The 25,208-nt window shown below is 71.0% G+C and carries 20 protein-coding genes and 3 pseudogenes; 9 read left to right on the top strand and 14 right to left on the bottom strand.

Annotated elements, in window-relative coordinates; translation table 11 throughout:
- Positions 1-33: 33 nt before the first annotated feature.
- The 9 genes and pseudogenes from ACSMTC_RS03640 to ACSMTC_RS03600 all read right to left on the bottom strand — a co-directional run bounded on the left by ACSMTC_RS03640 (position 34) and on the right by ACSMTC_RS03600 (position 9,987).
- Positions 34-996 carry an aspartyl/asparaginyl beta-hydroxylase domain-containing protein gene (locus ACSMTC_RS03640; RefSeq protein WP_436558178.1) on the bottom strand — a complete coding sequence of 321 codons (963 nt, stop codon included), beginning with the start codon at positions 994-996 and terminating at the stop codon, positions 34-36.
- Between the two features lie 120 nt (positions 997-1,116).
- Positions 1,117-2,919, bottom strand: a complete 1,803-nt coding sequence (gene asnB, locus ACSMTC_RS03635) for an asparagine synthase (glutamine-hydrolyzing) (RefSeq protein ID WP_436558177.1) — start codon at positions 2,917-2,919, stop codon at positions 1,117-1,119.
- A 3-nt stretch (positions 2,920-2,922) separates the two neighbouring features.
- Positions 2,923-4,188 (bottom strand): phenylacetate--CoA ligase family protein, encoded by a 1,266-nt coding sequence (locus tag ACSMTC_RS03630; protein WP_436558176.1) that lies wholly within the window; start codon positions 4,186-4,188, stop codon positions 2,923-2,925.
- 40 nt (positions 4,189-4,228) lie between these two features.
- Positions 4,229-5,236, bottom strand: a complete 1,008-nt coding sequence (gene sbnB / locus ACSMTC_RS03625) for a 2,3-diaminopropionate biosynthesis protein SbnB (RefSeq protein ID WP_436558175.1) — start codon at positions 5,234-5,236, stop codon at positions 4,229-4,231.
- 52 nt (positions 5,237-5,288) lie between these two features.
- Entirely contained in the window at positions 5,289-6,269 is a 981-nt protein-coding gene (gene sbnA / locus ACSMTC_RS03620) for a 2,3-diaminopropionate biosynthesis protein SbnA (protein ID WP_436558174.1), read from the bottom strand.
- Between the two features lie 9 nt (positions 6,270-6,278).
- Positions 6,279-7,715 (bottom strand): M20/M25/M40 family metallo-hydrolase, encoded by a 1,437-nt coding sequence (locus ACSMTC_RS03615; RefSeq protein WP_436558173.1) that lies wholly within the window; start codon positions 7,713-7,715, stop codon positions 6,279-6,281.
- Between the two features lie 29 nt (positions 7,716-7,744).
- Entirely contained in the window at positions 7,745-8,680 is a 936-nt protein-coding gene (locus tag ACSMTC_RS03610) for a hydroxyacid dehydrogenase (RefSeq protein ID WP_436558172.1), read from the bottom strand.
- A 230-nt stretch (positions 8,681-8,910) separates the two neighbouring features.
- Positions 8,911-9,345: pseudogene (locus tag ACSMTC_RS03605) on the bottom strand (helix-turn-helix domain-containing protein); the annotation flags it as partial.
- A 6-nt stretch (positions 9,346-9,351) separates the two neighbouring features.
- A complete protein-coding gene (locus ACSMTC_RS03600) occupies positions 9,352-9,987 on the bottom strand; it encodes a ScbR family autoregulator-binding transcription factor (protein ID WP_436558171.1) in 636 nt (211 codons plus the stop codon).
- Positions 9,988-10,205: 218 nt separating this feature from the next.
- Here ACSMTC_RS03600 and ACSMTC_RS03595 point away from each other — a divergent pair, with 218 nt between their 5' ends.
- The 6 genes and pseudogenes from ACSMTC_RS03595 to ACSMTC_RS03570 all read left to right on the top strand — a co-directional run.
- Entirely contained in the window at positions 10,206-11,159 is a 954-nt protein-coding gene (locus ACSMTC_RS03595) for a ScbA/BarX family gamma-butyrolactone biosynthesis protein (protein WP_436558170.1), read from the top strand.
- Positions 11,156-12,127 (top strand): NAD-dependent epimerase/dehydratase family protein, encoded by a 972-nt coding sequence (locus ACSMTC_RS03590; RefSeq protein ID WP_436558169.1) that lies wholly within the window; start codon positions 11,156-11,158, stop codon positions 12,125-12,127. Before ACSMTC_RS03595 ends, ACSMTC_RS03590 begins: the two co-directional genes overlap by 4 nt.
- Positions 12,128-12,905: 778 nt before the next feature.
- Positions 12,906-14,585, top strand: a complete 1,680-nt coding sequence (locus tag ACSMTC_RS03585; RefSeq protein ID WP_436558168.1) for an RICIN domain-containing protein — start codon at positions 12,906-12,908, stop codon at positions 14,583-14,585.
- A gap of 180 nt (positions 14,586-14,765) precedes the next feature.
- Complete coding sequence (locus tag ACSMTC_RS03580) at positions 14,766-15,443, top strand: RNA polymerase sigma factor (protein ID WP_436558167.1); 678 nt, start codon at positions 14,766-14,768, stop codon at positions 15,441-15,443.
- The gene (locus ACSMTC_RS03575) at positions 15,440-15,676 is read left to right on the top strand and encodes an anti-sigma factor family protein (protein WP_436558166.1); all 237 of its coding nucleotides are present in this window, start codon (positions 15,440-15,442) and stop codon (positions 15,674-15,676) included. Before ACSMTC_RS03580 ends, ACSMTC_RS03575 begins: the two co-directional genes overlap by 4 nt.
- 331 nt (positions 15,677-16,007) lie before the next feature.
- Positions 16,008-16,270: pseudogene (locus ACSMTC_RS03570) on the top strand (molybdopterin-dependent oxidoreductase); the annotation flags it as partial.
- 626 nt (positions 16,271-16,896) lie between these two features.
- Here the strand turns inward: ACSMTC_RS03570 and ACSMTC_RS03565 are convergent.
- The 3 genes and pseudogenes from ACSMTC_RS03565 to ACSMTC_RS03555 form a co-directional block, all read right to left on the bottom strand.
- Positions 16,897-17,565 (bottom strand): methyltransferase domain-containing protein, encoded by a 669-nt coding sequence (locus tag ACSMTC_RS03565; RefSeq protein ID WP_436558165.1) that lies wholly within the window; start codon positions 17,563-17,565, stop codon positions 16,897-16,899.
- 176 nt (positions 17,566-17,741) lie between these two features.
- Positions 17,742-18,392: pseudogene (locus tag ACSMTC_RS03560) on the bottom strand (TIGR04282 family arsenosugar biosynthesis glycosyltransferase); the annotation flags it as partial.
- Positions 18,389-19,126 carry a glycosyltransferase family 2 protein gene (locus ACSMTC_RS03555; RefSeq protein WP_436558164.1) on the bottom strand — a complete coding sequence of 246 codons (738 nt, stop codon included), beginning with the start codon at positions 19,124-19,126 and terminating at the stop codon, positions 18,389-18,391. The pseudogene ACSMTC_RS03560 and the gene ACSMTC_RS03555, both read right to left, overlap by 4 nt.
- A 114-nt stretch (positions 19,127-19,240) precedes the next feature.
- Between ACSMTC_RS03555 and ACSMTC_RS03550 the strand changes: the two genes are divergently transcribed.
- On the top strand, positions 19,241-20,032 hold the full coding sequence (locus ACSMTC_RS03550; protein WP_436558163.1) for a response regulator: 792 nt from the start codon (positions 19,241-19,243) through the stop codon (positions 20,030-20,032).
- Positions 20,025-21,152 (top strand): sensor histidine kinase, encoded by a 1,128-nt coding sequence (locus ACSMTC_RS03545; RefSeq protein WP_436558162.1) that lies wholly within the window; start codon positions 20,025-20,027, stop codon positions 21,150-21,152. Before ACSMTC_RS03550 ends, ACSMTC_RS03545 begins: the two co-directional genes overlap by 8 nt.
- On the opposite strand, the gene ACSMTC_RS03540 is transcribed toward ACSMTC_RS03545, so the two are convergent.
- Both ACSMTC_RS03540 and ACSMTC_RS03535 read right to left on the bottom strand, forming a co-directional pair.
- Positions 21,153-22,214 (bottom strand): NAD-dependent epimerase/dehydratase family protein, encoded by a 1,062-nt coding sequence (locus ACSMTC_RS03540; protein WP_436558161.1) that lies wholly within the window; start codon positions 22,212-22,214, stop codon positions 21,153-21,155.
- A gap of 930 nt (positions 22,215-23,144) precedes the next feature.
- Complete coding sequence (locus ACSMTC_RS03535) at positions 23,145-23,957, bottom strand: hypothetical protein (protein ID WP_436558160.1); 813 nt, start codon at positions 23,955-23,957, stop codon at positions 23,145-23,147.
- Positions 23,958-24,498: 541 nt separating this feature from the next.
- On the opposite strand from ACSMTC_RS03535, the gene ACSMTC_RS03530 reads away from it, so the two are divergent.
- Complete coding sequence (locus ACSMTC_RS03530) at positions 24,499-24,987, top strand: RICIN domain-containing protein (RefSeq protein ID WP_436558159.1); 489 nt, start codon at positions 24,499-24,501, stop codon at positions 24,985-24,987.
- Positions 24,988-25,208 lie beyond the last annotated feature (221 nt).

The following is a 25,208-nucleotide window of genomic DNA, read 5'->3' as shown; positions in this document are numbered from 1 at the left end:
GCGCGGGTCTGCCGCGCCCCGCTCGGCGGTGGCTCAGGCGGCGAGGCGTTCGGCGACCACGGTCAGCTCGTGGACCCGGCCGCCCTCACGGGTACGCAGGACGACCCTGGGGTCGGGCCCGTCGGGGAAGACCTGGAGTGTGCGCTCCTCGCTCCAGCCGGCGAGGCGGTACTCGTTGTCACCGAGGTGTACCAGTGCGAAGACGCGGTCACCGGGCAGCCGGAGCGTCATCCGGTCGCCGTCCTCGGCCAGCGTCGCCGTCTCCCGGGGCAGGTCGGCCAAGAGGGGTGTGTCGTCCTCCCACAGGTGGAACGTGGCCGGGACGGGGAAGCGGGTGGCGAACCGGCGCCGTTCGCCGGCGGTCTGCGGGCACTCCTGGCGGTTGAAGAGGATCTCGCCATCGCGGAAGTACGCCTGCCAGGCCTGCGGGAACAGGGTCGCGAGGCCGGGAGTGACCAGGACGTCGACGACCAGGTGCACGCGGGGGTCGGTCCCGGTGTTCTGCACCCGGTGGGTGCGGCTGAAGTCGCCGAACCAGAACTCTCCCGGCTGCCACCGGTGCTCCACGCCGTCGAGGACGAGCACGGCGTCCGGGTTGGTCACGACCGGCACGTGCAGCCGGGCGACGCCCCAGCGCGGCCCGTACTTGGGGTCGGTGTGGTCGATGCCGACGGTGTCGGGGCCGAGGGCCATGAACCGGACGGCGTGCAGCGGGGCCGGGATGGACTCCAGCACCTCACGGACGTACGGGATGCGGTCGAGCCACACGGTGTCCGCGAAGTCCTGCGGGCCGGGGCCGCCCGGGTCGGTGCGGTCTCCGTCGCCGCCGGGGCTGCGCAGGGCCAGGCAGCGCCAGTCGACCTCGGTGGCGGCGCCGACGCCGTCCTCGGTGTAGACGCGCTGCTGGTCCCAGGTGTGCTCACGTACGGAGGTGAGCTCGCGCAGGAGGCGGTCGGCGTCGAAGACGGGCTTGAGGCGGACGGCCTCGGCCGGCATGGGCGGGGTGTTCAGGACTAAGGCTGGTGATGACATGAAAACACTCCTTCGCGGGTGTCGCGGTGCGAGCGTGCGGGGGTGCGCGGGGCCGCCTGAGCAGCGGACACGGTCAACGTTTCATCAGGCGTGGGCGACGGCCGCCGTCTCACGGGCCTCGCTGTCCTCCTGGAGGTGGTGCCAGCGCTCCAGCATGTAGAGCGTCCAGAGCGCGTAGCTGTGCTCCGGGCGGAACGTCCGGACCACGGAGCGCAGCGCGTCCGGGTGGAAGTAGCCGCGTTCCAGGGAGGCTTCGGACAGCAGCGTGTCGGTGATGGTGGTCCGCAGCTCGGTGCCGAGCCAGCTCTCCAGGGGCACGGCCAGCTCCTGCTTGCGGCGCTGAAGGATCTGGCGGGGCAGGTAGCGGGCTGCCACACGCTTGAGCGGGGCCTTCTCCTGGGCACCGATCAGCTTGCGGGCCGCGGGGATGCGGGCGGTGTAGTCGATGAGCCGGTGGTCGAGCAGTGGGCTGCGGGGTTCCACGGAATGTGCCATCGACATCCTGTCGATCTTCACCAACTGCGCGTCGGACAGCCAGAATCCGCTGTCGACCTGCATCGCTCGGTCCAGGTCGGGAACCGAGGGGTCCGTGCGATCGAAGCGGGCCCGGAGGTAGTTGTGCGGATGCCCCGGGATCCGGTCGGCGAAGCCGGCCGTGTACAGCCGGTTCTTGAGAGCCTGGGGCACGCCGTCCACGAGGACGCGCTCGTAGCGGTCGGCGAGGTCGCCACCGCCCCGCAGGTCGCGCAGGCGCTGGTAGCGTCCGTACCCGCAGAAGATCTCGTCGGATCCGTCGCCGGTCAGCACCACGGTGACGTGCTGCCTGGCCAGCTTGTACATGCAGGACGCCGCGATCGCGGAGGGGAACGCGTAGGGCTCTCCCATGTGGGTGAGGATGGTGTCGACGGCTTCCTTCGCGTCCGAGGCACCGATCCGGTACGTGTGGTGCCGGGTGCCGCAGTGCTCGGCCACGGCGCGGGCGTGCACGGACTCGTCGAACGCGGCGTGCTCGAAGCCGACGGAGAAGGTGTGGATCGGCCGGCCGAGCTGCCGGGTGGCTATGGCGACCACCAGGCTGGAGTCGAGCCCGCCGCTGAGCATGGCGCCGAGCGGCACCTCCGACTCCAGCCGGTCGTGCACCGCCTGCTGGAGCAGCGCGTCGATCCGGTCGTCGATCTCCTGCTCCGGCATGTCGGCCAGCTCGGCGGTGAAGGCGAACTGCCAGTAGGTGCGGCGGCGTTCGGGGCGGCCCGGCTCGAAGACGAGCGTCGTCGCCGGCTCCAGTCTGCGCACCTGCCGGTAGACGGTGTGCGGCGCGGGGACCACCCGGTAGCTCAGGTACTGGTCGATCGCGACGGGGTCGGTGTCCCGGCTGATGCCGGGGTGCAGCATCAGAGCGGGCAGCTCGGAGGCGAACGCCACCCCGCCGTCGGCCGGCGTCGCGTAGAACAGGGGCTTCTTGCCGACCCGGTCGGTGGCCAGGACGAGCCGGCGCAGGCGGGTGTCGTAGAGGGCCACGGCGAACATGCCGTGGAGCCGCTCGACGAACTGCTCACCCAGCTCCTGGTAGAGGTGGGGCAGCACCTGGGCGTCGCTGCCGCCCCGCACCGGGCGGCCCCGGGCGGCGAGGAAGGCGCGCAGCTCCTGGTGGTTGTATATCTCGCCGTTGAGGACGCACACGACACTGCGGTCGTCGCTGAAGACGGGTTGGGAGCCGTCATGCAGGCCGATGACCTTCAGCCGGCACATCGCCAGGGCCGCCTCGGTCGTGACGAAGGAGCCCGTCTCGTCGGGGCCTCGATGCGCCATGGCAGCGCAGGCGGCCGACGCGTAGGGAGCGTGCACGGGAGCGTGTCCCAGGGACACCGATCCGGCGATTCCGCACACGGGTCAGCCCTCCTTCAGGTCGAGGCGGCGCTTGGCGTGGCCGGACCGCAGCCTGTCCGGTGGGACGGCGGTGACGCGGACCGGGCCGACCAGGCCCGACGCGATCATCTGCGCGACGTCCGGGGCCTGCCGGTCGACGGCTGCGCGGACCGCGGCGAGTTGCTCGGCGCCGACCGCGTCCGCGACGACCCGGATGACCAGACCCTCGTCATCGGCCGCTTCGAAGGGGTGGCCGGGGAAGACCTCGGCCATGATCTGGGCGAGGTCGTGGTTGCTGATCCGTTCGCCGTGCTTGAGGTCGCCGGAGAGGCGTCCGTCGATGCGTTCGAACGCGAACACCTCGCGGCCGGCGTGCCGGATGCGGCGCAGTCCGGTGATGGAGTCGCCGGTCACGTAGCGGACGGCGGGGAAGTAGCCGCGGGTGAAAGAGGTGAGCAGGAGCGCTCCGCTGCCTTCCTGCCGGGCCGGGACCCGGTCGTTCGCGGAGAGACCGGACAGGTCCCCGGGAGGCAGAACCTCGGGAAGGATGTGGTCGTGGAAGTGGTAGAGGCCGGTGTCCGCGCACGAGTACGCGATGGCGCCTATCTCGATGGAGCCGAACACGTCCAGGACGTCCTGTGGGAGCAGGCCGAACCGTTCGGCGACATGGGCGCGCCAGGCCGGGGGCGCGACATCACCCACGACCATGATCTTTCGCGGCCGGATGTCGAGGCCGGGACGGGCCTGCAGCAACCGGTCGAGGATCATCGGCATCGTGAAGAACACCTCGGGGCGCCACGCGTTGAGCTTCGCCACGTGCTCGTCGACAGGCCGGGTGAAGTCGATGTCGTGTGCCTCGAAGCCGAGTTGCACGAAGACGCGTCGCGCCGAGGCCGCGGCGTGGCCGGTACCGAGGTCGGCGACCGCGACCGCGCCACGCGGTACGGTCCTGGTGAACTCCGCGAACAGCTCGCGACGTTGGGCCACGTAGGCGTCGTCGTCTGAGGGGGAGTAGAGGATGCGCTTGCGCCGTCCGCCGGAGGTTCCCGAGGTGAGGTAGGCGGAGGCGTCCGGCAGATGCGGGTGCTCCGCGGTGTAGTAGTGCGCGCCGAGCAGGTCGGTGCCGATGAGAGGGAGGTCGGAGAGGTCTCCGGAGCCCAGGGCGCCGCGGTGCACGAGCAAGTCGCGGTACCAGGGGAAGCGCTGGGCGTGGCCGGCGGCGAGGGCGGCGAGAGCCGCTTCGCGTGCGGGGGCGTGGGCCAGGGTGGTGGTGGCGGTGCTGTGCGGCATGACGGGTGCCTTTCGTCGGGCAGGCGGGTGAGCGCGTGCGTCAGCTCCAGCGCTGTGTCTCGCCGAAGAAGCCCGGCACGGAGGTGGCGAGCCCCTTCTCTACGGCCTGCTGGTAGAGGCGGTGTCCCACCGCGAGATCGAGGATGCCGAGCCCGAAGGGCGAGAAGATCCGCGGCCGGTCGGCCGCCGGAGTGACCTTGCCGCGCACCACCTGTGCGAGAGTGCCGTCGATGAAGTCGCGGTGGCCGAGCTGCTGTTCGGCCAGGTGCGGGGAGGTGTTGGCGGTCAGGCAGTGGTCGATGTCGTCGAGGATGTTCTGCGCGCCGGCGATGAGTTCGGGGCCCAGGTCCCGCAAGGAGATGTTCAGCACGGTCTGCCCGGGGGCGAAGGCGTCGGTCCGGGTGACCCAGGGTTCGGGTGCGGTGGTGGCGAAGACGACGATGTCGCTGTCGGCCGTGGCCCGTTCGAAGGAGTCCTCCTGCTCGGCCCGGTAGCCCAGTTCGGTGATGCGCCGGGTGAGGGCGGCGGCGTAGGACGCTTCCTGGTCGTGGACGACGAAACGGCCCACGGACCATGACTGCGCGGCGAAGAACTCGGCGATGTTGCGCGCGATGACTCCCGCACCCACCAGGCAGATCCGGTCCGCCACACGTCCGCCGGTGATCTCCTGGGCGCCCAGGACGGCGGACGCGGCGGTGCGGGCCGAGCTGATCTGGGACGCCTCCAGGCAGGCGAAGGGATAGCCCGTCTCGTAGTCGTTGAGGAGCAGCGTGGCGGAGGCGCGCGGAATGTTCCGTTCTATGTTGCGGGGATAGCTGGCTATCCACTTGATGCCACTGACGCCGTGGTCTCCGCCGAGGTGGGCGGGCAGCGCGATGATGCGGGCGTCCGGCTTCCCGGGGAAGCGCAGGAAGTAGCTGTTCGGGTTGACCGAGTCACCGGCGTCGTGGGTGAGGTAGGCGGAGCGGACCGTCTCGACGATGTCCGGGCGGGAGACGTCGATGAGGGAGCGCAGGGCGGTTCCACCCACCACGTGGAAGTCGAACATGTGGGTTTCCCTTCTCTCGGTTACTGGTTGGAGCGGGATCGCCGACGGCTGGTCACACGGCAACCGGGTGTGTGCGGGAGCCGTCGAGGACGTCGGTGCCGAGGGTCTCGGCCACCCACATGTCGTCGTAGATCGTCTGGACGTAGCGGTCGCCCATGTCCGGGGAGACCGCCACGACGCGCGAGCCCGCGGGGATCTGATCCGCGATCGCTTCCAGCGCCGCGAGAACGGAGCCGGTGGAGCCTCCGGCAGGCAGCCCGTGTTCCCGGGCCAGGCGCCGGCACATGCGGACGGCGTCGGGCTCGTCGACGAGGACGATGTCGTCCACCCGGTCGGGGCGGCACAGTTCGGGTCGTCTGCTGGTGCCGAGACCGGGGATGTAGCGCGGAGCGGGAGGGCCGCCGAAGGTGACCGATCCGGTGGTGTCCACCGCGATGATCCTCGTCCGGGGTGAGAACGCCCGGAAGTGCCGTGTGCAGCCCATGAGCGTGCCGGTGGTGCCGGCGCCAACGAGCAGGACGTCGACCTCTCCGATGTTCTTCAGGATCGAGGTTGCGGTCCGCCGCGCGTGCGCTTCGGCGTTGGCGGGGTTGGCGTACTGGTTGAGCCATACCAGGGCCGGGTCCGCGTCGAGCATCCCGTGGATGTGGGCGATCCGGGTGCCGAGGAAGCCGCCGTTGTGGTCACGCCGCGTGACCTGGACGACTTCGGCTCCGAGGGACCGGATGAGGACCAGGCTCTGGGGGGAGATGTTCGGGTCGGTCACGCAGGTGAAGTGGTACCTGCGGGCGGCGGCGATGACGGCCAGGGCTATGCCGAGGCTGCCGGAGGAGGATTCCACGATCCGGCCGCCGGGCAGGAGCCTGCCCTTGCGTTCCGCGTCCTCCACCATGCCCAGCGCGGACTTGAGCTTCACCGACCCGGCCGGGTTCATCCCCTCCAGCTTCAGGAAGAGCTGGCTGTCCGGTAGAAAGCCGTCCAGCTCGAGGAAGACCTCGTCGGTGACGATGTCGCAGGCGCGTTGATAGATCATCGGTCCTCTCTACTGTCCGGTTGACGGAGTGCGGGTGGTACCGTCGCTGCCCGTTTCGCGCGTGTCCGTCCGGACGGCGGCAAGACGGTGCAGGAAGAGAGCCTCGGCGTGGGCCAGCGAGGCGATCTGCTGCGGGCTCACGCTTTCGTCGGTGCCGTGGATGTTCGACGGCGGGTCCTCGACGCCGCACAGGATGATCTCGGCGTCGGGGTAGAGCGTCCGGAAGGCGGAGCAGACGGCGATGGAGCCGCCGGCCCCCACCTCGCGAGGGGGGACCCCGAAGGCGTCCCGCATGGCCTCGCGCATCACGGCGTGGGCGGTTCCGCCGGTGTCCGCCAGGAAGGACGAGCCGCTGGTGACGCGTCGGATGTCCAGGCGCGCGCCCCACGGAACACGGGCCCGCAGATGGGCGGCGAGCGCCTCGTGGGCTCGGGAGACGTCCGCTCCGGGCGGGGTGCGGACGCTGACCAGTGCCTTCGCCGACGGCAGGAGCGCAGGTACGGCGTCGTCCAGCGGCGGCGACTGCACGGCGAGCACGGTGATGGAGGGCAGGCGCCACAGCCGGTCGGCGATGGTGCCCACGCCCAGGAGTCCGACGCCGTCCAGAACGCCGGCATCGGCGCGGAAATCCTTCTCGGCGTACTCCGCGGGGTCCTCGGAGGTCCTGTGCGCGGACGCCCCGTCGATCTCCGGTCCGGGTACGCACGGTGTGCCCTGGCTGTCGTGCAGCGTGGCCAGCAGGTGGATCAGAGTGGTCATCGCATCGGGCGCGGGCCCGCCGAACTGACCGGAGTGCAGCGCCCTGTCCAGGGTGGAGACCGTGACTTCCGCGACGGCCATGCCGCGCAGCGAGGTGGTGACGGTCGGGGCGCCCGAGGCGGCGTTCCCCGTGTCCGCGACGACGACGACGTCCGGTACGGGGAGATCGGGGTGCGCACGCAACAGCTTCTCGAGGGCCGCGTCGCCGGGCTCCTCGCATCCGTCGACGAGGACCATGACGTCGAGGTCCGGACAGGGCTCGCCCGGCAGGGCGTTCGAGAGCGCGCGCAGAGCGGTGAGGTGCATGACGACGTTGCCCTTGCAGTCCGCGCTGCCGCGGCCGTACCAGCGTCCGTCGCGTTCGGTCAGCTCGAACGGGGGTGTGCTCCAGACCGTCTCGTCCTGGGCGGACACGACGTCGTAGTGGGCGTAGAGCGCCACCCTGGGCGCTCCGGGCGGTCCGGGGCGGCGGGCGTAGACCGTCTCCGGGCCGTCCTCGGCACGGAGCAGACGGATCTCGGGAAGGCCCGCGTCGGTGAGCAGCGAGGCGATCCGGCGGGCCGCGCGATGGAACTGGTCCGGGGGCGAGGCTCCGACGACGGTGCGCAGCGCGACCAGTTCGGCGAGATCGTCGCGGGCTCTGGACATCAGTGAGTGCACGGTCGCGGCTATCGGTGCAGCAGACATGGGTGTCTCCGGTGAGCGGGTGCGGTCACTCAGGCGGCGGTGGGTGCGGGAGCGAGCAGCGGTGCCAGTTCCGCGAGAACCTTGCGGACAGCCTCCTGCCCGGCCCTGAGCTGGGCGTCGTGCGTACTGGCTCCGAGGTGCGGGATGCCGAGCACGTTCGGCAGGGCCAGCAGCGGTGAGGGCCCCGGGGGTTCGGTCGCGAAGACGTCCAGCGCCGCACCGGCCAGCCGGCCCTCACCCAGTGCGCGGGCCAGAGCCTCCTCGTCGACGATGCCGCCGCGGGAGGTGTTGACCAGGTGCGCGGTCGGCTTCATCAGGGCCAGTTCCCGGGCGCCGACAAGTCCTTCGGTGCGGGGTGTCTTCGGCAGGTGGAGGGTGACGACGTCGCTGGCGGCGAGCAGTTCGTCGAGCCCGGTGGCGCGGATGTCGTCGCCGAGGGTGTCCGCGTACGGGTCGTGCACGAGGATGCGCATGTCGAAGGCCGCCAGTCTGCGCGCCACCTGCCTGCCGACACGGCCGTAGCCGATGATGCCCAGCGTTCGGCCGGCCAGCTCGACGCCGACGAAGTCGGACCGACGCCACTCGCCCTCCGCGAGGGAGCGTGCCGCGGGCGCGATGTGGCGCATCGAGGCGACGATGAGGCCCACAGTGAGTTCGGCGACGCTCACAGTGTTGGAGTCGGGGGCGTTGACCACGGTGATGCCGCGTGCCCGGGCCGTGGCGGTGTCCACGTTGTCCAGACCGACGCCGGCGCGTGCGATGACGCGGAGCCGTGGCGCCTGATCGAGCACCTCGGTGTCGACCCGGGTACCACTGCGGACGATCAGGGCCTCCGCGTCGCGCAGCGCCGTGAACAGCGCCGGGCGGTCACGGCCGTCGACATGCCGCACATCGCAGGTGCCCTCCAGGGCGGCAACGGTGGCGCCGGGCAGTGCGTCGCTCACGATCACGATCGGTAAGGGCACGGTTTCTCTCCTTGTGGGGCGGGCCACGATGGAAGCGCACTAAGCCGAACGTTTGGCTTGTTTTTTGAAACCCTAACGTTGGATCGGTTTCGGCGGAAGAGTGTCATGTGTGACCCATGTCACATGATGTGCGTGCCGGTATTCGGTGCCCGGGCAACCGCTCGCGATGCCGGGCGGCACGGGCTGTCAGGCCTGTCGAAAGTCAGATCCCCGGCCCGTCATCGCCCGTCGGCGGGCCGGTCCCGCACGTACTCACGCAGCCGCTCGTCGGACGCGAGCTTCGCCGTCCTCGGCTGGCGCGCGGTCAACTCGGCCTTCCACGGCGCGATCGAGGCACGATGGTCGAGCCGGCCGCCCCGCGTGGCCGCGTTACGCCGCAGCTCTCGAGGGATCGTCGACGGTGATCGCCCCGGCCTGCGGGGCGATCTCCCGTGTGCCGGCGTCCTGGGCTCCCAGCAGGGCGGTCTCCTCCCGTTCGGTGAAGGAGAGATACCTTCCCGAGGGAGGGCTGAGCCGGATCGAGGGCATGCCACCACGTTCCCGGAACCGTCGCGTACCGACCCTCCCGGACACGCCGCGCGCGAGCGCGGCATCCTCGCTCGTGAACCCTTCGGCGATCTTCACCCGGCGCGCTCGGTGTCCCGACGGACTGGTGGCCTGCCCGGCCAGGGTCAGACCGTGTCGGACAGGCCGAGTTCCGGTGACCCGGCAGGCAGGGCCTTGGCTGCGGCTTGTGGAGTCGCGATGCCGGGGAGTATCTGCTGCCACCACAAGGCCAGGCGCTGGTGGAGGTCACGGCGCCCGCAGGTGACGTGGGAGAGCATCTGGATGCCGGTGAAGGAGGCCACCACGCTCGCCGCCACCTCCTCGGGGGCCAGTTCCTTGCGGAGTTCCCCGGCATCCTGGGCGCGCGCCAGCTCACGGCCGAAGACTTGCAGCCACCAGTCGTACATGCCGGAGTCGTTCACCTGGAACGTCCCCTGCTCCACGGTGAGTCGAATACTCGCACGGAACAGAACGTCGGTGATCAGCCGATGGGCCAGCTCGTGCGTGTGGTCGACGACCTCCTGCAACGGTGACTCGGAGTGGCTGCGCACCTGGACCGGGACCTCGGTCTGGGCGGCGATGACGCCCTTCGCGATCTCCTCCTTGGACTTGAAGTGGAAGTACATGGCCCCCTTGGTGATGCCACTGCGCTCGTGGATCTCGTTGATGCTCGCGGCCGCATAGCCGCGCTCGTCGAAGACTTCGGCCGCCCCTATCAGCACCTTTCGTCGTGTTTCGATCCCGCGTTCCTGTTGGGCCACCGTGTTACCTCCTGGTTTCAGGGACGTTTCTGTTCGATAAGTGTGATCGATAGCTTCAAAACCAAACCGTACGTCAAGTACTGTACGCCGTGCCCGGTGGCGGCCGAGTGCCGCCTTTGGAGAGCACTGCAGACAGGAGCCGTGACGTGTCGGTCGATCTTTCCCCTCCTTGCGTCCTCGCCGCCGAGGCCGGTACTCCTCCGCCTGCCGAGGAGCCTTTGAATACCCTCGCCTTCGAGCGGACGGCACCACGCGCCCTGGTCCACCGGAGGGCCATAGGTGAAGTGCTGCTCACCGACGACTGGTTACGCCTCGGTCCGCACCGCTTCAAGGTGGGAGCCCAGTGGCCGCGCGGGCACGGCTTCTACGGCCCGATCGGTGACCGCTGGCACAACCCCCTACTGGCCGCGGAGAGCATCCGGCAGGCATCTTCTCTGGTCAGTCACGTCTTCTACGATCTGCCCCGGGATCACCCGACCCTGATGACCGAGCTGAGCATCGCCCTCGACTCGCATGCTCTCCGCCTCGACGATTGGCCGGTCAACGTCGAACTGACCATCTCCTGCAGTGATGTGACGGTGCGTGGGAACCGGCTCGCGGGGATGACCATGCACGTGGGGCTCGCCCGGGGCACGGTGAGCCTGGGGCATGGCCGGATGACGCTCAGCTGCATGCGCAACTCCATCTACCGACGGCTGCGAGGCGCGTACGCCGAGGTACCCGCCAGCCTGCCCGATCAGCCCGCACCCCTGCCTCCGCACGAGGTGGGCAGGGCTGTCGAGGCCGACGTGGTGCTCGGCCGGCCGCTGGACGGCACGGGCGCGACGGATCCGCGCGAGGGGGTCTGGCCACTGCGCGTCAACTGGGCGCACCCGACCCTCTTCGACCACCCCACCGACCACGTGCCCGGGATGCTCCTGCTGGAGGCGGCGAGACAGGCTGCCCAGTGCCTCGCGGGACCCGGTGTGGTGCTGCCGGCCACGATGGTCAACCGATTCCACCGGTACGTGGAGTTCGACGCACCCTGCCTCGTCCGGGCGCGGCTGTCGGACTCCCCGCGTGGCGCCGACGCGTACGAGGTGCTGGTGGCTGTCGAACAGAACGGTGTGGTCGCCTACGAGTGCGCTCTGACGGTCCACTGCGCGCCGGCCTCCCCGGGAGGTCCCCGGTGAACCGCTCCCGCATCCTCGTCACCGGCGGGTCCGGATTCGTCGGCAGCGCGGTGGTACCGCTCCTGAGGTCTGCCGGGGTCCAGGTGCGCGTGCTGGCTCACCAGCGCTCCGTGGCGCCGGGTCCGCATGTGGAGGTCGTGGACGGCGATCTGACGGACCCCGCTACCTTGCGCGGCATCTGTCGCGATGTGGACGGTGTGCTGCACCTCGCCTCGTACATCGGCAAGGACGAGGAGCGGTGCGCCGCCGTGAACGTCGACGGCACCCGCCGCCTGGTGGAAGAGGCCGGCCGCGCAGGCGTGGGCAGGTTCGTGCAGCTGAGCACCGCCGCCGTGTACGGCAACGGGCCGTTCCGGAAGGTGTCCGAGGACGCCGTGGAGCCGCGTCCCGTCTCGCCGACCAGCCGCAGCCGCCTGTCCGCCGAGCGGTTCGTCCTCGGGGCGGGGGGCGCGGTCCTGCGCCCGTACCTCGTCTACGGCAGCGGCGACCGGTGGGTGATGCCGGCCCTGCTGCGCATGCTGCGCGCCCTGCGCTCGGGGCTGCCCGAGCGCGGTGCCGCAATGCTCTCGCTCACCGAGGTCGGCAGCCTCGCCAGGTCCCTCGCGCGCATGGCCGTGACCGCGCCGCCGCAGCGGGCGAGCGGCGTCTTCCATGCCTGTGCGTCCGAGCCGGTCAGCCTGCGCGAGCTGGTGGTGGCGACGCACCGACACCTCGGCTTCCCACTCGTGGGCGGCGACCAGCCGTTCGAGCGGGCTCGGGAGGAACTGGTGGCCGCCGGGTGCGACAGCCACCTGCTCGACCTGTTCGGCGTGGACCACTGGTTCGACGCGACCCGGCTCGGCACGGTGGGCGGCTGCGCCTCCGGGAGCGGCCTTTCCGCAGGCCTGGCGGCCCATGCGGCCTGGTACCGCGAGGAGTTGTTGCCCGACCCGAGTAGTGCCCACTCCGGCGAACCCGCTGGAACATGACACAGGTCAGAACGGGAGTTGCTTGCCTCACCCCGGCCGGCGCCCGGATGCGCTGGAAGAGCCCCTGTGTCAGCCGCAGGGCCGCCGGGTACGGGGCGCCGGTTCTCCCGCGCGGCGGGAGTATGAGAGGGCCCCGGCTGGAAAACTGGTCAAAAACCAGCTCTGACCTGCGAAAAAGACCACTTTGCGGTAGGCATTGTTTGGCCGTTCCGGTAGGGCCGAACCAGCGGGCGTATCCACGGACCCGCGGACTGACACCGGGTGCAGCCAGGCGACTCGCCGTGGCGAGCTGCCGCCCGGCCTCGGCGCGCAGGTGTGCCGCCTCGCCGGCCCAGGCGGCCTTCTCCGCTGCCATCGGGGGCTGGTCGCTCCGGGTGAGCTCGCGGTAAAGGTACTGGCAGGCTTCATGCTCGGTGGCGAACTCTCGCAGCACGGTGGGCCATCCGGGGACGGTCTTCTGCCCGCCCTTGATGTACCAGCGGCCGGTGCGAGCGCTGCCAGTGAGCAGGACTGCGTCGTCAGCCGTCTCGGCTGCGGCCCGGGTTCCGCCGCCAGCCGGAGCGGCGAGCTCGAACCCCGTCACGGGCTGTCGCGCCAAGGTCCATGCGCGCCGGTGTAACGCGCAGCGGGTCGGGAGACTCTGCGTCCTTGTCGGCCGCGATGTGGCGGCCTTGCCGAACGGAGGCCAGGGATGCGGTTTTCCGCTGATGGGAGCCGTCTCAGAGGGAGGGGCGCAGGGACCAGGCTGGCCCGCCTCGTGGCGGGTGTGATGGCGGTGGTGTTGACCGCCATCGGGTTGGCGGTCCTGGGGGCCGGGCCGGCGACGGCGGCGCCCCCTCCGCCGAACAGCCTGGAGGACGTCCAGGCCGCCACCTACAACCTGCAGGGTGCGGGCAGCGGCAACGACGTCAACAAGTGGACCAAGGACCTGCCGCAGCTCCTTGCCCTGCACTACAACATGGTCGCGATTCAGGAGGCCGGCCCCGGGCAGGCGGTGCCGGGGACGTCGCTGGGGACCATCGCGACCGGCGGCCCCCAGCCGGTGGAGGTCTTCCAGTGGAACGCGGGCAGCCAGGGCCGCCAGGAGATCGTCTACATCTACTACCTGCGGACCGACTTCGGCGGTAACCGGGTCAACCTGGCCATCGTCACCCCGTGGTTCACCAACCAGATCCTGTACGCCCCGAACGCCGGGTCGCGTCCCGCCTTCGGGATCCGGCTCGGCAACTCGTCGTACTGGACCGCGCACGCGGACTCCATCGGCGGGCTGCCGAACAACGCGGAGTCCACGCTCAACGCCATCCAGGCGGCTTCGCCCAACGCCAACTGGCTGGCGATGGGCGACTGGAACCGCGATCCCGACGTGCGGCCGGTCACGGCGCCGGCCGGAGCCGTGCAGTACCGCAGCGCCGAGTACACCGTGGGCCTGTACACCGACAACCCGTCCGAGGCGGACTACTTCTTCACTGGTAGGCCGCTGACCGCGGCCGCGCTGTACGAGGGGGTGCGGCTGAACGCGATGAGCAGTGACCACACTCCCGTCGGCCTGCTGCCCCTCGCGCTGCGCGGCGGCGCCGAGCCGATCGAGCTGCGCGGCGACGGCAACGACCGGAACCGCCTGGCGGTCCCGGGCGGATCGACCGCCGACCAGACCGACCTGATCACCTATCCCCCCTCCAGCCGCACCGGCGGAGCGGCCGCGGTTCCCGCCGCGGGCCCTGAGCAGACGTGGCGCCTCGAGCCCTTCCTGGGCAAGTCGACCTTCGTGCTGGTCAACCAGAGGACCGGCAAGTGCGTCGACGTCCACAACGGCAACGGCGAGTTCTACGTGGTCGATCGGACCACCTGCTCGGGCCAGGCGACCCAGGACTGGTCCTACCACCCGAACCCCGACGACTCGGCCACGGGCGTGCTCGTGAACGGCGGCCACACCACCAGCTGCCTCGACGTCATCGGTTTCACCGACAAGTTCGGGATCCCCGGCATCCTGCCCTGTGACGGCTCGCGGGCCCAGCAGTGGGAGATCGCCACCCGGGAGTCGTCCGCCATCGCCAGCGTCAGCAACGGCAACCGGCTGCTCGATGTCGAGGGCGCCTCGCAGGACGACTACGCCCACGTGATCACCCAGACCGACAACGGCGGAGCCAACCAGCGCTGGCACCTCGACTCCAGCGGCCCCGGCACCTTCACCGTCGTCAACGAGGAGTCGGGCAAGTGCCTGGACATCCGCGACGGTGTCCACTCGCCCGCGGGTGACTGGGCCGACCAGTACGACTGCGCGGGTCAGGTCACCCAGAACTGGGAGTTCGCGACCGGGACCAACGGCAGCGTGCGCCTGGTGAACGCCTACTACGGGTGGGATCTGGACGTGCTGCGCAACCTGACCGGCGACGGCCGCTGGGTCGGCGTCTACCCGGACAACGGCGGGGCGAACCAGCTCTGGACGTTCCTGGACTGAGCCGCACCCCGACGCCGTAGCGCACCGTCAGGCCCTGTATGCAGTCCGAGGCCTGACGGTGTGCCGCTGTTTCCGGCCGCGGACCGCCCCTGGTGCCCGGACTCGTGCCTGTGGGACGATGCGGCATCCGTGGCCGACGCGGCCGCACGGGTCCCGGGGGCACTGAGCGGCGGGGGCATCATGGCGACGAACGGCGGGCTGCCTGCCGACGATGTCCTGGTGGAACGGCTCCTCAACAAGGACGAGGATGCCTTTCGCCTGGTGATGAGCGCTTGGAGCCCGGGGATGCTCCGCCTGGCCCGCGCCTTCGTGCCGACCAACGCCACGGCAGAGGATGTCGTCCAGGACACCTGGCTGGCCGTGCTGGGCGCCTTGGGCCGCTATGAGGGAAGATCCTCGTTGAAGACCTGGGTGTACCGGATCCTGGTGAACACGGCGAAGCGCCGTGTCGCCAAGGACAGCGGCACAGTGCTGTTCGGCAGTGTGCCGCCCGAGGACGACGGGCCGACCGTGGCACCGTCCCGCTTCCGGCCCTCCGACGACCCTTACCCCGGCCACTGGGCGCCGGGCCGGCAGCCACAGCCGTGGCCAGGGCCCGAAGAACACGTCCTGGCGGGGGAGGTCAGCCGGATCGTCGCCGCGGCGCTGGCCGAACTTCCCCAGCGGCACCGCCTCGTGGTGACCCTGCGCGATGTGGAGGGATACGGATCCGAGGAGGTCTGCGTACTGCTGGACATCTCGCCGGGCAACCAGCGGGTGCTGCTGCACCGCGGACGCGCCGCCATCCGGGGCAAGCTGGAGGAGTACTTCTCCTCGTCCCCGGACACCCCGACGACGAAGAAGAGCAGGCGGCGATGATCCGGATGAAGTGCGAAGAATTCGTTGAGCTGGTCACCGCTTTCCTCGACGGAGCGCTGGACCCCGCGACCGAAGCCCGATTCGTCGAGCACATAGCCGCGTGCGACGGCTGCGACCGCTATCTCGACCAGATACGGCAGACCGTTCAGGAACTCGGCGAACTACCCCCGGACAGCCTCTCCGACGAAGCCCAGGACCGGCTGTTGACCGCGTTCCGCACGTGGCAGCGATGACCATGCGTTCTTCCGCTCGGCGCGTACAGTGCCGCAGTGGTGACGCTGAGTCCGGGGCGCGGCCGGCTGTCAACACCGCCGCGAGCGGAGCACTGACTGTTGCGTGGCAGCCGTCACCGTGTCGATGCGCCCCGCCGGCCAGGTCGGGTCCGCACGACCCGCTCACCCGCAGCCTGGCCGAATTCGGTGTCGCACAGGTGTTCGCGCCTCAGCGCGGGTCACCGGTTCGTGGCCGAGGCGGTGGACCGCGACCGGCTGTGGCCCCGGGGGCGCCGGGCCAGCCACCCTGTGAGCACCGCGAGGCCCGCTAGGCCGTAGGCCACGGTGCCGAGTCGCCTGTGTGGAGGGATGGAGCCGGTCGGCGCGCTGGTCGGGCGTACGGGTGTGCGACCTGATGGACCGTGCGGGCGCCCCGGAGGGGCCCTGATCCGGGTCACGTCGCTGGAGCGGCACGGTGCCTACCGGGTGATGGTCATGCCGCACACGTACGCCCGCGACCCCCTGACGCTGCTGGCCCTGCGCCTCAACGGGGAGGAGCTCCCGCCCGACCACGGGTACCCGGCCCGGATCATCGCCCCGAACAGGCCCGGTGTCGCGGATGGAGGCGCTGTGATGCGCGGGAGCCGGGCACTGCCGGTGATCCGCGTGGTCGCCGGTGCGTGCGGAGTCGCCTTGATGGGGGTGGGCCTGTGGGTCGTGCGGCACGGAGATGACCCGCAGGACCCGTGGCCGGTCCTGCGGTGGCTTGTCGCCGGGGTGCTCGTGCACGACGGGGTCGTCGCCCCGCTGACGCTCCTGGCGGGGCTCGTGGTGGCACGGCTGCGGGCGCGGCGTGCGGTGCGCGGCGGTGTCCTATCCGGTTCTGTTCCGGCCGGGTGTTCCCCGGAATCCGTCGGTGCTGCCGCTGGACTACGTCCGCAACTGGCTCTTCGTGCTGGCGTTGACAGCCGCGGCGACCACCGTGATCGCCCTTGCACGGGCATGGGCGCGGTGGCCGCGGACACGGAAGGGGAACCACGGACGGAAGTCGCCGCAGGGCTTGTGACACGAGGGTGGGGTGTCGGTCGGCCGGGCTCGTCGGGACGCTTCCCGTCCGGCCGGCGGCCCCGGTGCTTCCGCAGCACAGTCCGGGACGGTGGGCGGGCGCGCCGCAGACCTTCTGATGCCAGGGTGGGGCTCTCCGTCCGGAGGAGAGCCCCACCCGCTACCGGTCCCCGCTCTCAGCGGCGCAGGGCCACGAACTCGCGTCCGGACACGGTCCACCGTTCCGCTGCGCGCCACCCGGCCCGGCCTGCGTGGCGCGTCAGGGCGGTCACTCCGACGCGGGCCCACGGGAAGGGCGGGCCGGTCCGGCCGCGCCCGTCGTCGACATGTACCTTCACGCGCTCGTCGACGTCCGTGGCCGCGGCCTCGGCGAGGAGGAGCCCCCCGGGCGCAGTGACACGGGCCAGACGGCTGAGCAGCGCGGTGGGGTCGCCGCCGATGCCGACGTTGCCGTCGATCAGCAGCGCCGTGCCCCAGCGCCCCTCGCCGGGGAGGGGAGCGAACACGGACCGGCACAGGGCGGTGCCGCCGCCGCGCCGGGTGCGGTCGACGGCGGCCGGGCTGACGTCCACGCCGAGAACCGGATGGCCGCGGGCGGCCAGCGCGGTGACGAGTCTGCCGGGGCCGCAGCCGATGTCGATGACGGGTCCCCGGCACCGGTCGAGCACGGTGAGGTCGGACGAGTCGGCGGCGGCGCACCACCGTTCGACTTCGAGGGGCAGCATCCAGCCGTCCGCCCGGCGCAGGAACAGCGGCCCGCGTCCGGCGCTGACCGCGTCCGCGTACGGGTCGCTGTGCCAGGGGGACGGTATCCGGGCCGGGGACGTCAGTTCGCGGGTCGGCACGGCCGGCCACCTCCGCCGGGGGAGGGAGCGGAGGCGGGCCGTGCTGCGGCCGCCGGTTCCCGCAACGCCGGTTTCCGAGGGGCCTGCTGCCGAGGCACCGGCGGTACTTCCCCTGAACGGGCACAGGCCGACACCGCGGCTGCGGAGCATCCGGCCGGCCCCGTCGTACGCCGCCCCAGGCGGTCCACCGCCGCCGCGAAGCGGCTGCCGGGTGCCGCCGCGGCGACGCGCAGGGCGTCTGCCGCCGTGTCGACGTCGAGCAGTTCCGGGAGGTCGCGGACGCGGAGCCCGGCCGCCACGAGGCGGCGGCGCTGCGCGGCGCCGGTCCCGGCCGTGGACATCGGGACGCCCCGCAGGAGATGGGGCTGAGGTTCGGCCAGCCCCAGGGCCCAGAAGCCGCCGTCGGCGGCGTGCCCGAACCAGGCGTCGCAGCCCTGCCAGCCCGCCGGGCCCAGGGCCGGGGCCAGCAGGCCCGCCGTGAGCTGTGGGGTGTCCATGCCGACGAGCAGGGCGGGGCCCGTGCAGGCGGCGAAGGCAGCGGCGAGCCGTTCGTCGAGACCGCCCGCGCACTGGGGCAGGACCTCGAAGCCCGGCGGCAGCCACGGACCGGGCTGACCGTCCAGGACGAGGACCCGGCGGCGGGCGGGCATGGCCTGCACGGCCCACAGGGTGTCCGCCAGCGCCGCTTCGGCCAGCACAGCGGCCTCGGCAGGCGCGTACGGCGGTGTGAGGCGCGTCTTGACCCGCCCGGGCAGCGGTTCCTTCGCGATGACGAGCAGGGTCGTCGGCCCGTCCGGCGCCGGGCTGGACGCGGTGGTGGCGCTCACCCGGCCGTCACCTCCCGTGGCGCGGCGGGCGACGCCGTCACCTCCCGTGGCGCGGCGGGCGCCCGCAGCACGGCCCGCATGTCCCGCACCGCGCGCCACGTGCCGCGCCAGGTGCCCGTCACCTTCGAGCGACCGGTGCGGGGCAGGTAGGGGACGTCGGTCTCCGTCACCCGCCACCCGGCGTCGGCGGCACGCACCACCATCTCCAGGGGGTAGCCGCTGCGGCGGTCGGTCAGGCCGAGGCCCAGCAGGGCCTCCCGGCGCGCGACGCGCATGGGGCCCAGGTCGTGCAGCCGCAGCCCGGTGCGCCGGTGGAGCATCCGGGCCAGGGCCAGGTTGCCGAGGCGGGCGTGGAGCGGCCATGCCCCGCGCAGCTGCGGGCGGCGGCGGCCGAGCACCAGATCGGCGTCGCCGGTGCCGACCGCCGCCGCGAGGCCCGGCAGCAGCCCGGGGTCGAGTGAGGCGTCGCAGTCGCAGAAGCACACGAGATCGGCCTCGGTGGCGGCCAGCCCGGCGTGGCACGCCGCGCCGAAGCCGCGGCGTGCTTCATGGACGACGGTCGCTCCGAGGGAACGGGCCAGGTCCGCCGAGCCGTCCAGGGAGCCGTTGTCGACGACGATGGCCCGCCAGCCGACGGGCACCCGTGCCAGGACCCAGGGCAGCGCCGCCGCTTCGTCGAGACAGGGCAGCACGATGTCCGCGGTGGGAGTGGTGGAGTGAGTCACGCCGCTCACCCTACGGATCGAATTCCGACATTTCGGATGTCGGGTTCTTACGAAACGAGGACACCGTTCCGCGTACGGGGACGCTCGGCTCCGCCGCCTCCCGGCCGGTGCGAGGCTGGAGAAATGCACAACGAATCTCCTGCCCGGGTCCTCGTCGTCGACGACGACCCGACCGTCGCCGAGGTCGTGTCCGGCTACCTCGGCAGGGCCGGCTTCGCCGTCGACCGGGCCGCGGGCGGCACGGCGGCGCTGGAGCTCGCCGCCGCCGTGCGCCCCGACCTCGTCCTGCTCGACCTGATGCTGCCGGGCATGGACGGCCTGGAAGTCTGCCGCAGGCTGCGGGCCGAGGGGCCAGTACCCGTGATCATGCTGACGGCACGGGGCGACGAGGAGGACCGCGTCCTCGGGCTGGAGACCGGCGCCGACGACTACGTCACCAAGCCCTTCAGCCCCCGGGAGCTGGTGCTGCGCGCGGAGGCCGTGCTGCGCCGCGCCCGGTCCCGGGCCGACACGCCGACGCCCGTCCCGGCGCTGCGCGCCGCCGGGATCGTCCTCGACTCCGTGGCGCGGCAGGCCACCAAGGACGGGGCGGCGCTCGCCCTGACCCTCCGTGAGTTCGACCTCCTCGCCTTCCTCCTGAGGCACCCGGGGCGGGCCTACGGGCGCGAGGAACTGATGCACAAGGTGTGGGGCTGGGAGTTCGGGGACCTGTCCACCGTGACCGTGCACGTCCGCCGGCTGCGCGCCAAGATCGAGGACGACCCCGCCCGGCCTCGTTTCATCCGGACGGTGTGGGGCGTCGGCTACCGCTTCGATGCCGATGCCAGCGCCGAGGCCGGAGGCGAGGGCGGCTTCGACGCTGCCGCCGGGACCGCCGGCGCCGCGCGGGGCGGGGAGGCCGGGACCGATGCGTGACCTCGTGCTGATCGCCCTCTACGCCCTCGCTGGAGCGATCACGGCAGGGGCGTTCGGAGCACTCGCCCTGCGGCTGCTCCGGCACCGCTCCGTCGCCGTGTCCCTGCTGGTCGTGGCCGCCGTCTCGGTGACGGCGATGCTGGCCGGGACGCTGAGCGTGGCGTGGGCGATGTTCCTGTCCTCGCACGACCTGGCCGTCGTGACGACGGTGTGTGCCATGGCCGCCGTGATCTCCCTGGGCACCGCGCTGCTGCTCGGCCGCTGGGTCGTGGCCCACAGCAAGGCCCTGACCCTGGCCGCGCGGGACTTCGGCCGCAGCGGCAGCTTCGCGGCCCCGGACGGCAACGCCACCGCCGAACTGGCCGCGCTCGGGCGGGAACTGGCCGCCACCAGCGCCAAACTGGAGCAGTCCCGGGAGCGGGAGCGAGCCCTCGACGCCTCGCGCCGCGAACTCGTGGCCTGGATCTCGCACGACCTGCGCACGCCGCTGGCAGGGTTGCGCGCCATGGCGGAGGCACTGGAGGACGGCGTCGTCGAGGACCCGGCGCGGTACCACCGGCAGATCCGCACGGAGACCGACCGGCTCAACGCGATGGTGAGTGACCTCTTCGAACTCTCACGCATCCACGCGGGCACGCTCTCCCTCAGCCCGAGCCGGATGTCCGTGTACGACCTGGTGGGAGACGCGCTCGCCGGGGCCGAGCCGCTGGCCCGCGAACACGGCGTCAGACTGGTCGGGGAGAACATCGGGGAAGAGGCGGACGGCGTGCCCGTCGAGGTCGACGGCCGGGAGATGACCCGGGTCCTGGGCAACCTCCTCGTCAACTCCATCCACCACACCCCCGCCGACGGCACCGTCGCGATCGCCGCACGGTACGAGGAGGCTACGGGCACGGTCGTCCTGTCCGTCACCGACGCCTGCGGTGGCATCCCCGAGGAGGACCTGCCGCGTGTCTTCGACACGGGCTGGCGGGGCTCCGAGGCTCGTACGCCACCCGCCGGCGCGGGCCTCGGCCTGGCGATCGTGCGCGGCATCGTGGAGGCCCACGCGGGACGCGCAACGGTCCGCAACGTCCGGGGCGGCTGCCGGTTCGAGGTCGTCCTGCCGGCGGCGCCGTAGTCACCCGCTCGCCGGCTGCCGCTGCGGGGCGTGCGCGAACTCCGCCATGCCCTCCGCGAAGCCCACCCGCGGACACCAGCCGAACTCCTCGCGCAGTCGGTGCGAGGTCGCCGTGATGTGCCGGACGTCCCCGAGTCGGAACTCGCCGGTGACCACGGGGTCCGGCCCGCCGTGGGCCCGGCTCAGGGCACGGGCCATGTCACCGATCGTGCGAGGCGTGTCGCTTCCACAGTTGTATGCCCGCGAGCTTCCGGCGGGACGGGCACCGAGCCCCTCCAGCACGAGGACGTTCGCCATGGCCACATCGCGGACATGGACGAAGTCCCTGCGCTGGCCCCCGTCCTCGAAGACGCGCGGCGCCTCACCCCGCGCGAGGGCCGAGCGGAAGATCGAGGCGACACCCGCGTACGGGGTGTCACGCGGCATCCCCGGCCCGTAAACGTTGTGGTAGCGCAGCGACACGGCACGGCCGCCCGCCATCCGCGCCCACGAGGACGCCAGATGCTCCTGGGCGAGCTTCGTCGTCGCGTACACGTTGCGCGGGTCGGCCGCGGCGTCCTCGCCTACGAGCCCCGGGGTGAGCTGCCTGCCGCAGCGCGGGCACAGGGGCTCGAAGCGGCCCGCTTCGAGGTCCCCGGCCAGCCGGGGCCCGGGGCGGACGGGGCCGTGCTCCCCGCAGTCGTAACGCCCCTCACCGTAGACCACCATGGACCCGGCCAGGACGAGACCGCGCACCCCCGCCGCGGCCATCGCCGCCAGCAGCACGGCCGTACCGTGGTCATTGCAGCTCACGTAGGCCGGAGCATCGGCGAAGTCCTTGCCCAGACCGACCATCGCCGCCTGATGACAGACCGCGTCGACACCACGCAGCGCCCGCGCGACACCAGCGGGATCGCGTACGTCGGCCTCGTACCAGGCCACGCCCTCGGGCACGGGAGGCCGCACCGGGTGGGCGGCGGGCAGCAGGACGTCGAGGACGACGGGGTCGTGGCCCCGGGCGAGTAGGGCGGAAACGATGTGCGAGCCGATAAAGCCCGCTCCTCCGGTGACGAGTATGCGCATGCGTCCGACGTTAGGGCCGTCGGCAGTCGCCCGGCCCGGCCGGGCGCGGTACGTCACCACTCCGTAAGGTCAGGTTCTTGGCGGCCTGTGTGATGATCTTGGTGAGTCGTCATGGGTGCAGCGCCTCGGCGAAGTCGTGTACCCGCCGGTCCGCGCGATCAGCCCGGTGACCAGGGTGGCGAAGGTGCGGAACGTCGACGGTGAAGCAACCCCGCACGAACTTCAACACGGCGAGCAGGGAAGCGGGTACGGTCGGATCCGGTCGCATCCGCGGGTCCCTCACAGCAGGTGACGCAAGTACCGCCGATGCTTCTTTGCTCTCTCCGGCCCGCGAGGCGAGATGACGCCACACCACCCGCCTGAGTGACCAACATGACGATCAACGAAAGCGTCGAAAGTCGAGTTATCGGCACCTGCGGCGTTGATTATCTGCATGCCCTGACTGCCTTGGGATCCACGGTACTTCGACCTCAGCCCGCCGCCGTCCGCACCAGACGCCGGCGGGTGGAGGTCATCGTCGCGGCGTTCACCCCACCACGGGACCGTCCGCCGTCACCTCGGCGCTCCTGGGCGTACGGGCGGTCGGCGGTCACTGGTCCAGCCCGTAGTAGAGGGCGAAGTAGTTCCCCAATCGGAGGTGCGGTAAGGATGCTCCTATGGGAACAGGAGGTTGACGGTACGTCGGGTTGTTCCACGAGGACGAGTGAGCCATGCTGGGCGGCCTTTGGTTCGGGGCGCCCGGGTCGGCAACGTCTCCAAGCGCCGGCTCGCCACCGACTTCCGTGACCAGGCGCCACCTCGGCAGGACCTCGGCGGTCGGCCGGTTACGTATCTCCAAGCCGGCTGGAGCCACCAAGTGGGTGAGCCCCGCCCCCCTCCCGGACGGAGAGCGGCGACGGGGCTCACACCGAGCGCCGGTCAAGGTGGTGATCAGGGGTTCTTGAGCTTGGCCTGGAACTCCGAGTAGTCGACGACCTCGTCCGCCCGGGGCGCCGTCACGGTGACCGGCTTGTTGAAGTCACTGAAGTCCAGGCGGCTGTGATGGCCCGCGAAGCTGCGCTCCATCCGGACCATGTACGGCTCGCCCTCAGTGGCGACGTAGAACGAGCTGCTCCCGCTCTCGTCCTTGGCCGCGAGAAGGACGCTCCTGACCGGGGTGAGGAGGGTGGTGACGTCGCCCTTGACGACCCTGCTCGGCTTGCCGGCGACCTGGGTGAACATGCCCATCCAGCCGCACACCTCATCGGTCACTCCCATGACGCTCTTGTCGTCCTGCGCACCCGCCAGGTAACGGCCCCTGAAGAGCTCGGCCAGCACCGGACCGGCCTTCGGACTGCCGTTCTTGGTGGCGATGGTCTTCCAGTAGGTGCGGTCCGGCTTGATCCAGGTCCCGGCTTCGTTGCGAAGGATCTCGAAGCCCCCCTCGAGGGGCACAGTGACAGTTCCGGTGCAGTTCTTCTTCTTGTCCATCGCAAGGTGCACGGTCACCTTCGCGCCGTCTTTCTCCACGGTGCCGTCGAGCGTCTGCGCGGTCAGCCCGGCCATCGCGGCCTTCGCCTTCTCCAGGAGCTGCTCTGCGTCGGCGTCGGCCGCGGGTACGGCGCTGGTGGACGGCTTGGCGGAGGTGGAGGCGGGGGTCGGCGGGGCGGCGGACTTGTCCTTGCTGCTGCCGCCACAGGCGGTGGCCCCGACCGCCAGGAGCACGCAGACGACAGCGGAACGGACAAGACGCTTGGAGAGCATGGGACTTCCCTCTTGCTGGAGTGGTCGAGCACACCGCCACCACAGATGTGCGGCAATGGGGCAAGTATGAAGCCAAAAGATCACAAAGCAACCGAACCTATCGGCATGAATCCGAATTATTCGGAAATGCATGACTCAAAGCTTGTTGCTCATGCCCCAAAAAATCCGAATACTTCTACTTTTAGATTCTATGGGGTGATATTTGCCACTTTTTGACATCGCCGACCTGACCTCCAAGCAGGCATCGCCCCAGCGCCTGGGCAGAAGACCCCGGTCGATGCCACCAGCGGAGCTTCATGGGTCCAACCTGCTCTGGGTCGCGTGCAGGAGGGCGGCGTGTGAGGCTGTGCGGCCAGGTCAGCAGGTCAGCAGGGAGGACTGTGCACTGGTGATGGTCTTCTGGCCTCCACTCGTGCACTCGTAAAGGTGTAGCAAACGTTCGGTCATGGATAGCCTCATGGCATCGAGGTGATCCACTCGTAGCGGTTTCACGGGTCGCCGCTTCTCGCAAGACCCGGCATCGGCGGAAGGGTTCACCGAAATGACCAAGGCTCTGACTCGGATCGCCGCCACCGCCGCGGGCCTCATGCTCGCGGCCGGCGCCGCGCTCGTCAACGCACCTTCCGCCTCGGCCCTCGCGAGCGGACCGCAGCACAGTGTGGCCACGGACAAGTGTCTTGGTGTCTACGGGGACGTCCCCTACGACGGCACGGCCGCCGTCATCTGGGGCTGTAACGGCAACGCCGACCAGAACTGGCAGTTGACCGGTACCGGTGGCGGCTACTACCAGCTGCAGAACGGCCATAGCGAGTGCCTGGGCATCTACGCGCCCGACGGCAGTGTGATCCAGTGGAACTGCAACGGCCATGACGACCAGCAGTGGTACATCGACCGCCCCGCGGGTTCGTCGTCGGCCATGCTGCGGAGCAAGACCAACTGGACCCTGTGCCTGACCGTTCCCGGCAACGTTGACGGCTCCCGCGTGGCCCTGGCCACCTGCGCCGGGCAGGCCAACCAGCTCTGGTACTGACCGTCTCCCCGCGGAGGACCCGCCTCGAACGGCGCACCGCCACCGCCTGAACTCCGACCCGGCCCGGCAAGCACCTTGCCGGGCCGGGTCCTTCGTGTGCTCGTCGATCAGGAACGCGTTCGGTCGGCGGGGTGGCAGTGCCTTCGTGGTACCAGCCGCAGCGGGGGCAGAGCCTGGCCCGCAGGGCAGCGATGAGCTTGAGCATCACTGGCCGGCCTCCT

This window comes from Kitasatospora sp. HPM-01-4 (genome assembly GCF_051374625.1).
GTDB lineage: Bacteria > Actinomycetota > Actinomycetes > Streptomycetales > Streptomycetaceae > Kitasatospora.
Note: the sequence above shows the minus strand (reverse complement) of the source record. Positions and strands in the feature narration are given on the sequence as shown.

Excerpts from the sequence above, each read along its gene's own strand:
- ACSMTC_RS03530 (WP_436558159.1), top strand. The coding sequence starts at position 24,499 with ATGACCAAGGCTCTGACTCGGATCGCCGCCACCGCCGCGGGCCTCATG.
- ACSMTC_RS03615 (WP_436558173.1), bottom strand. The coding sequence starts at position 7,715 with ATGTCTGCTGCACCGATAGCCGCGACCGTGCACTCACTGATGTCCAGA.
- sbnB (WP_436558175.1), bottom strand. The coding sequence starts at position 5,236 with ATGTTCGACTTCCACGTGGTGGGTGGAACCGCCCTGCGCTCCCTCATC.
- ACSMTC_RS03545 (WP_436558162.1), top strand. The coding sequence starts at position 20,025 with ATGCGTGACCTCGTGCTGATCGCCCTCTACGCCCTCGCTGGAGCGATC.
- ACSMTC_RS03580 (WP_436558167.1), top strand. The coding sequence starts at position 14,766 with ATGGCGACGAACGGCGGGCTGCCTGCCGACGATGTCCTGGTGGAACGG.
- sbnA (WP_436558174.1), bottom strand. The coding sequence starts at position 6,269 with ATGATCTATCAACGCGCCTGCGACATCGTCACCGACGAGGTCTTCCTC.
- ACSMTC_RS03575 (WP_436558166.1), top strand. The coding sequence starts at position 15,440 with ATGATCCGGATGAAGTGCGAAGAATTCGTTGAGCTGGTCACCGCTTTC.
- ACSMTC_RS03540 (WP_436558161.1), bottom strand. The coding sequence starts at position 22,214 with ATGCGCATACTCGTCACCGGAGGAGCGGGCTTTATCGGCTCGCACATC.
- ACSMTC_RS03630 (WP_436558176.1), bottom strand. The coding sequence starts at position 4,188 with ATGCCGCACAGCACCGCCACCACCACCCTGGCCCACGCCCCCGCACGC.
- ACSMTC_RS03640 (WP_436558178.1), bottom strand. The coding sequence starts at position 996 with ATGCCGGCCGAGGCCGTCCGCCTCAAGCCCGTCTTCGACGCCGACCGC.
- ACSMTC_RS03550 (WP_436558163.1), top strand. The coding sequence starts at position 19,241 with ATGCACAACGAATCTCCTGCCCGGGTCCTCGTCGTCGACGACGACCCG.
- ACSMTC_RS03535 (WP_436558160.1), bottom strand. The coding sequence starts at position 23,957 with ATGCTCTCCAAGCGTCTTGTCCGTTCCGCTGTCGTCTGCGTGCTCCTG.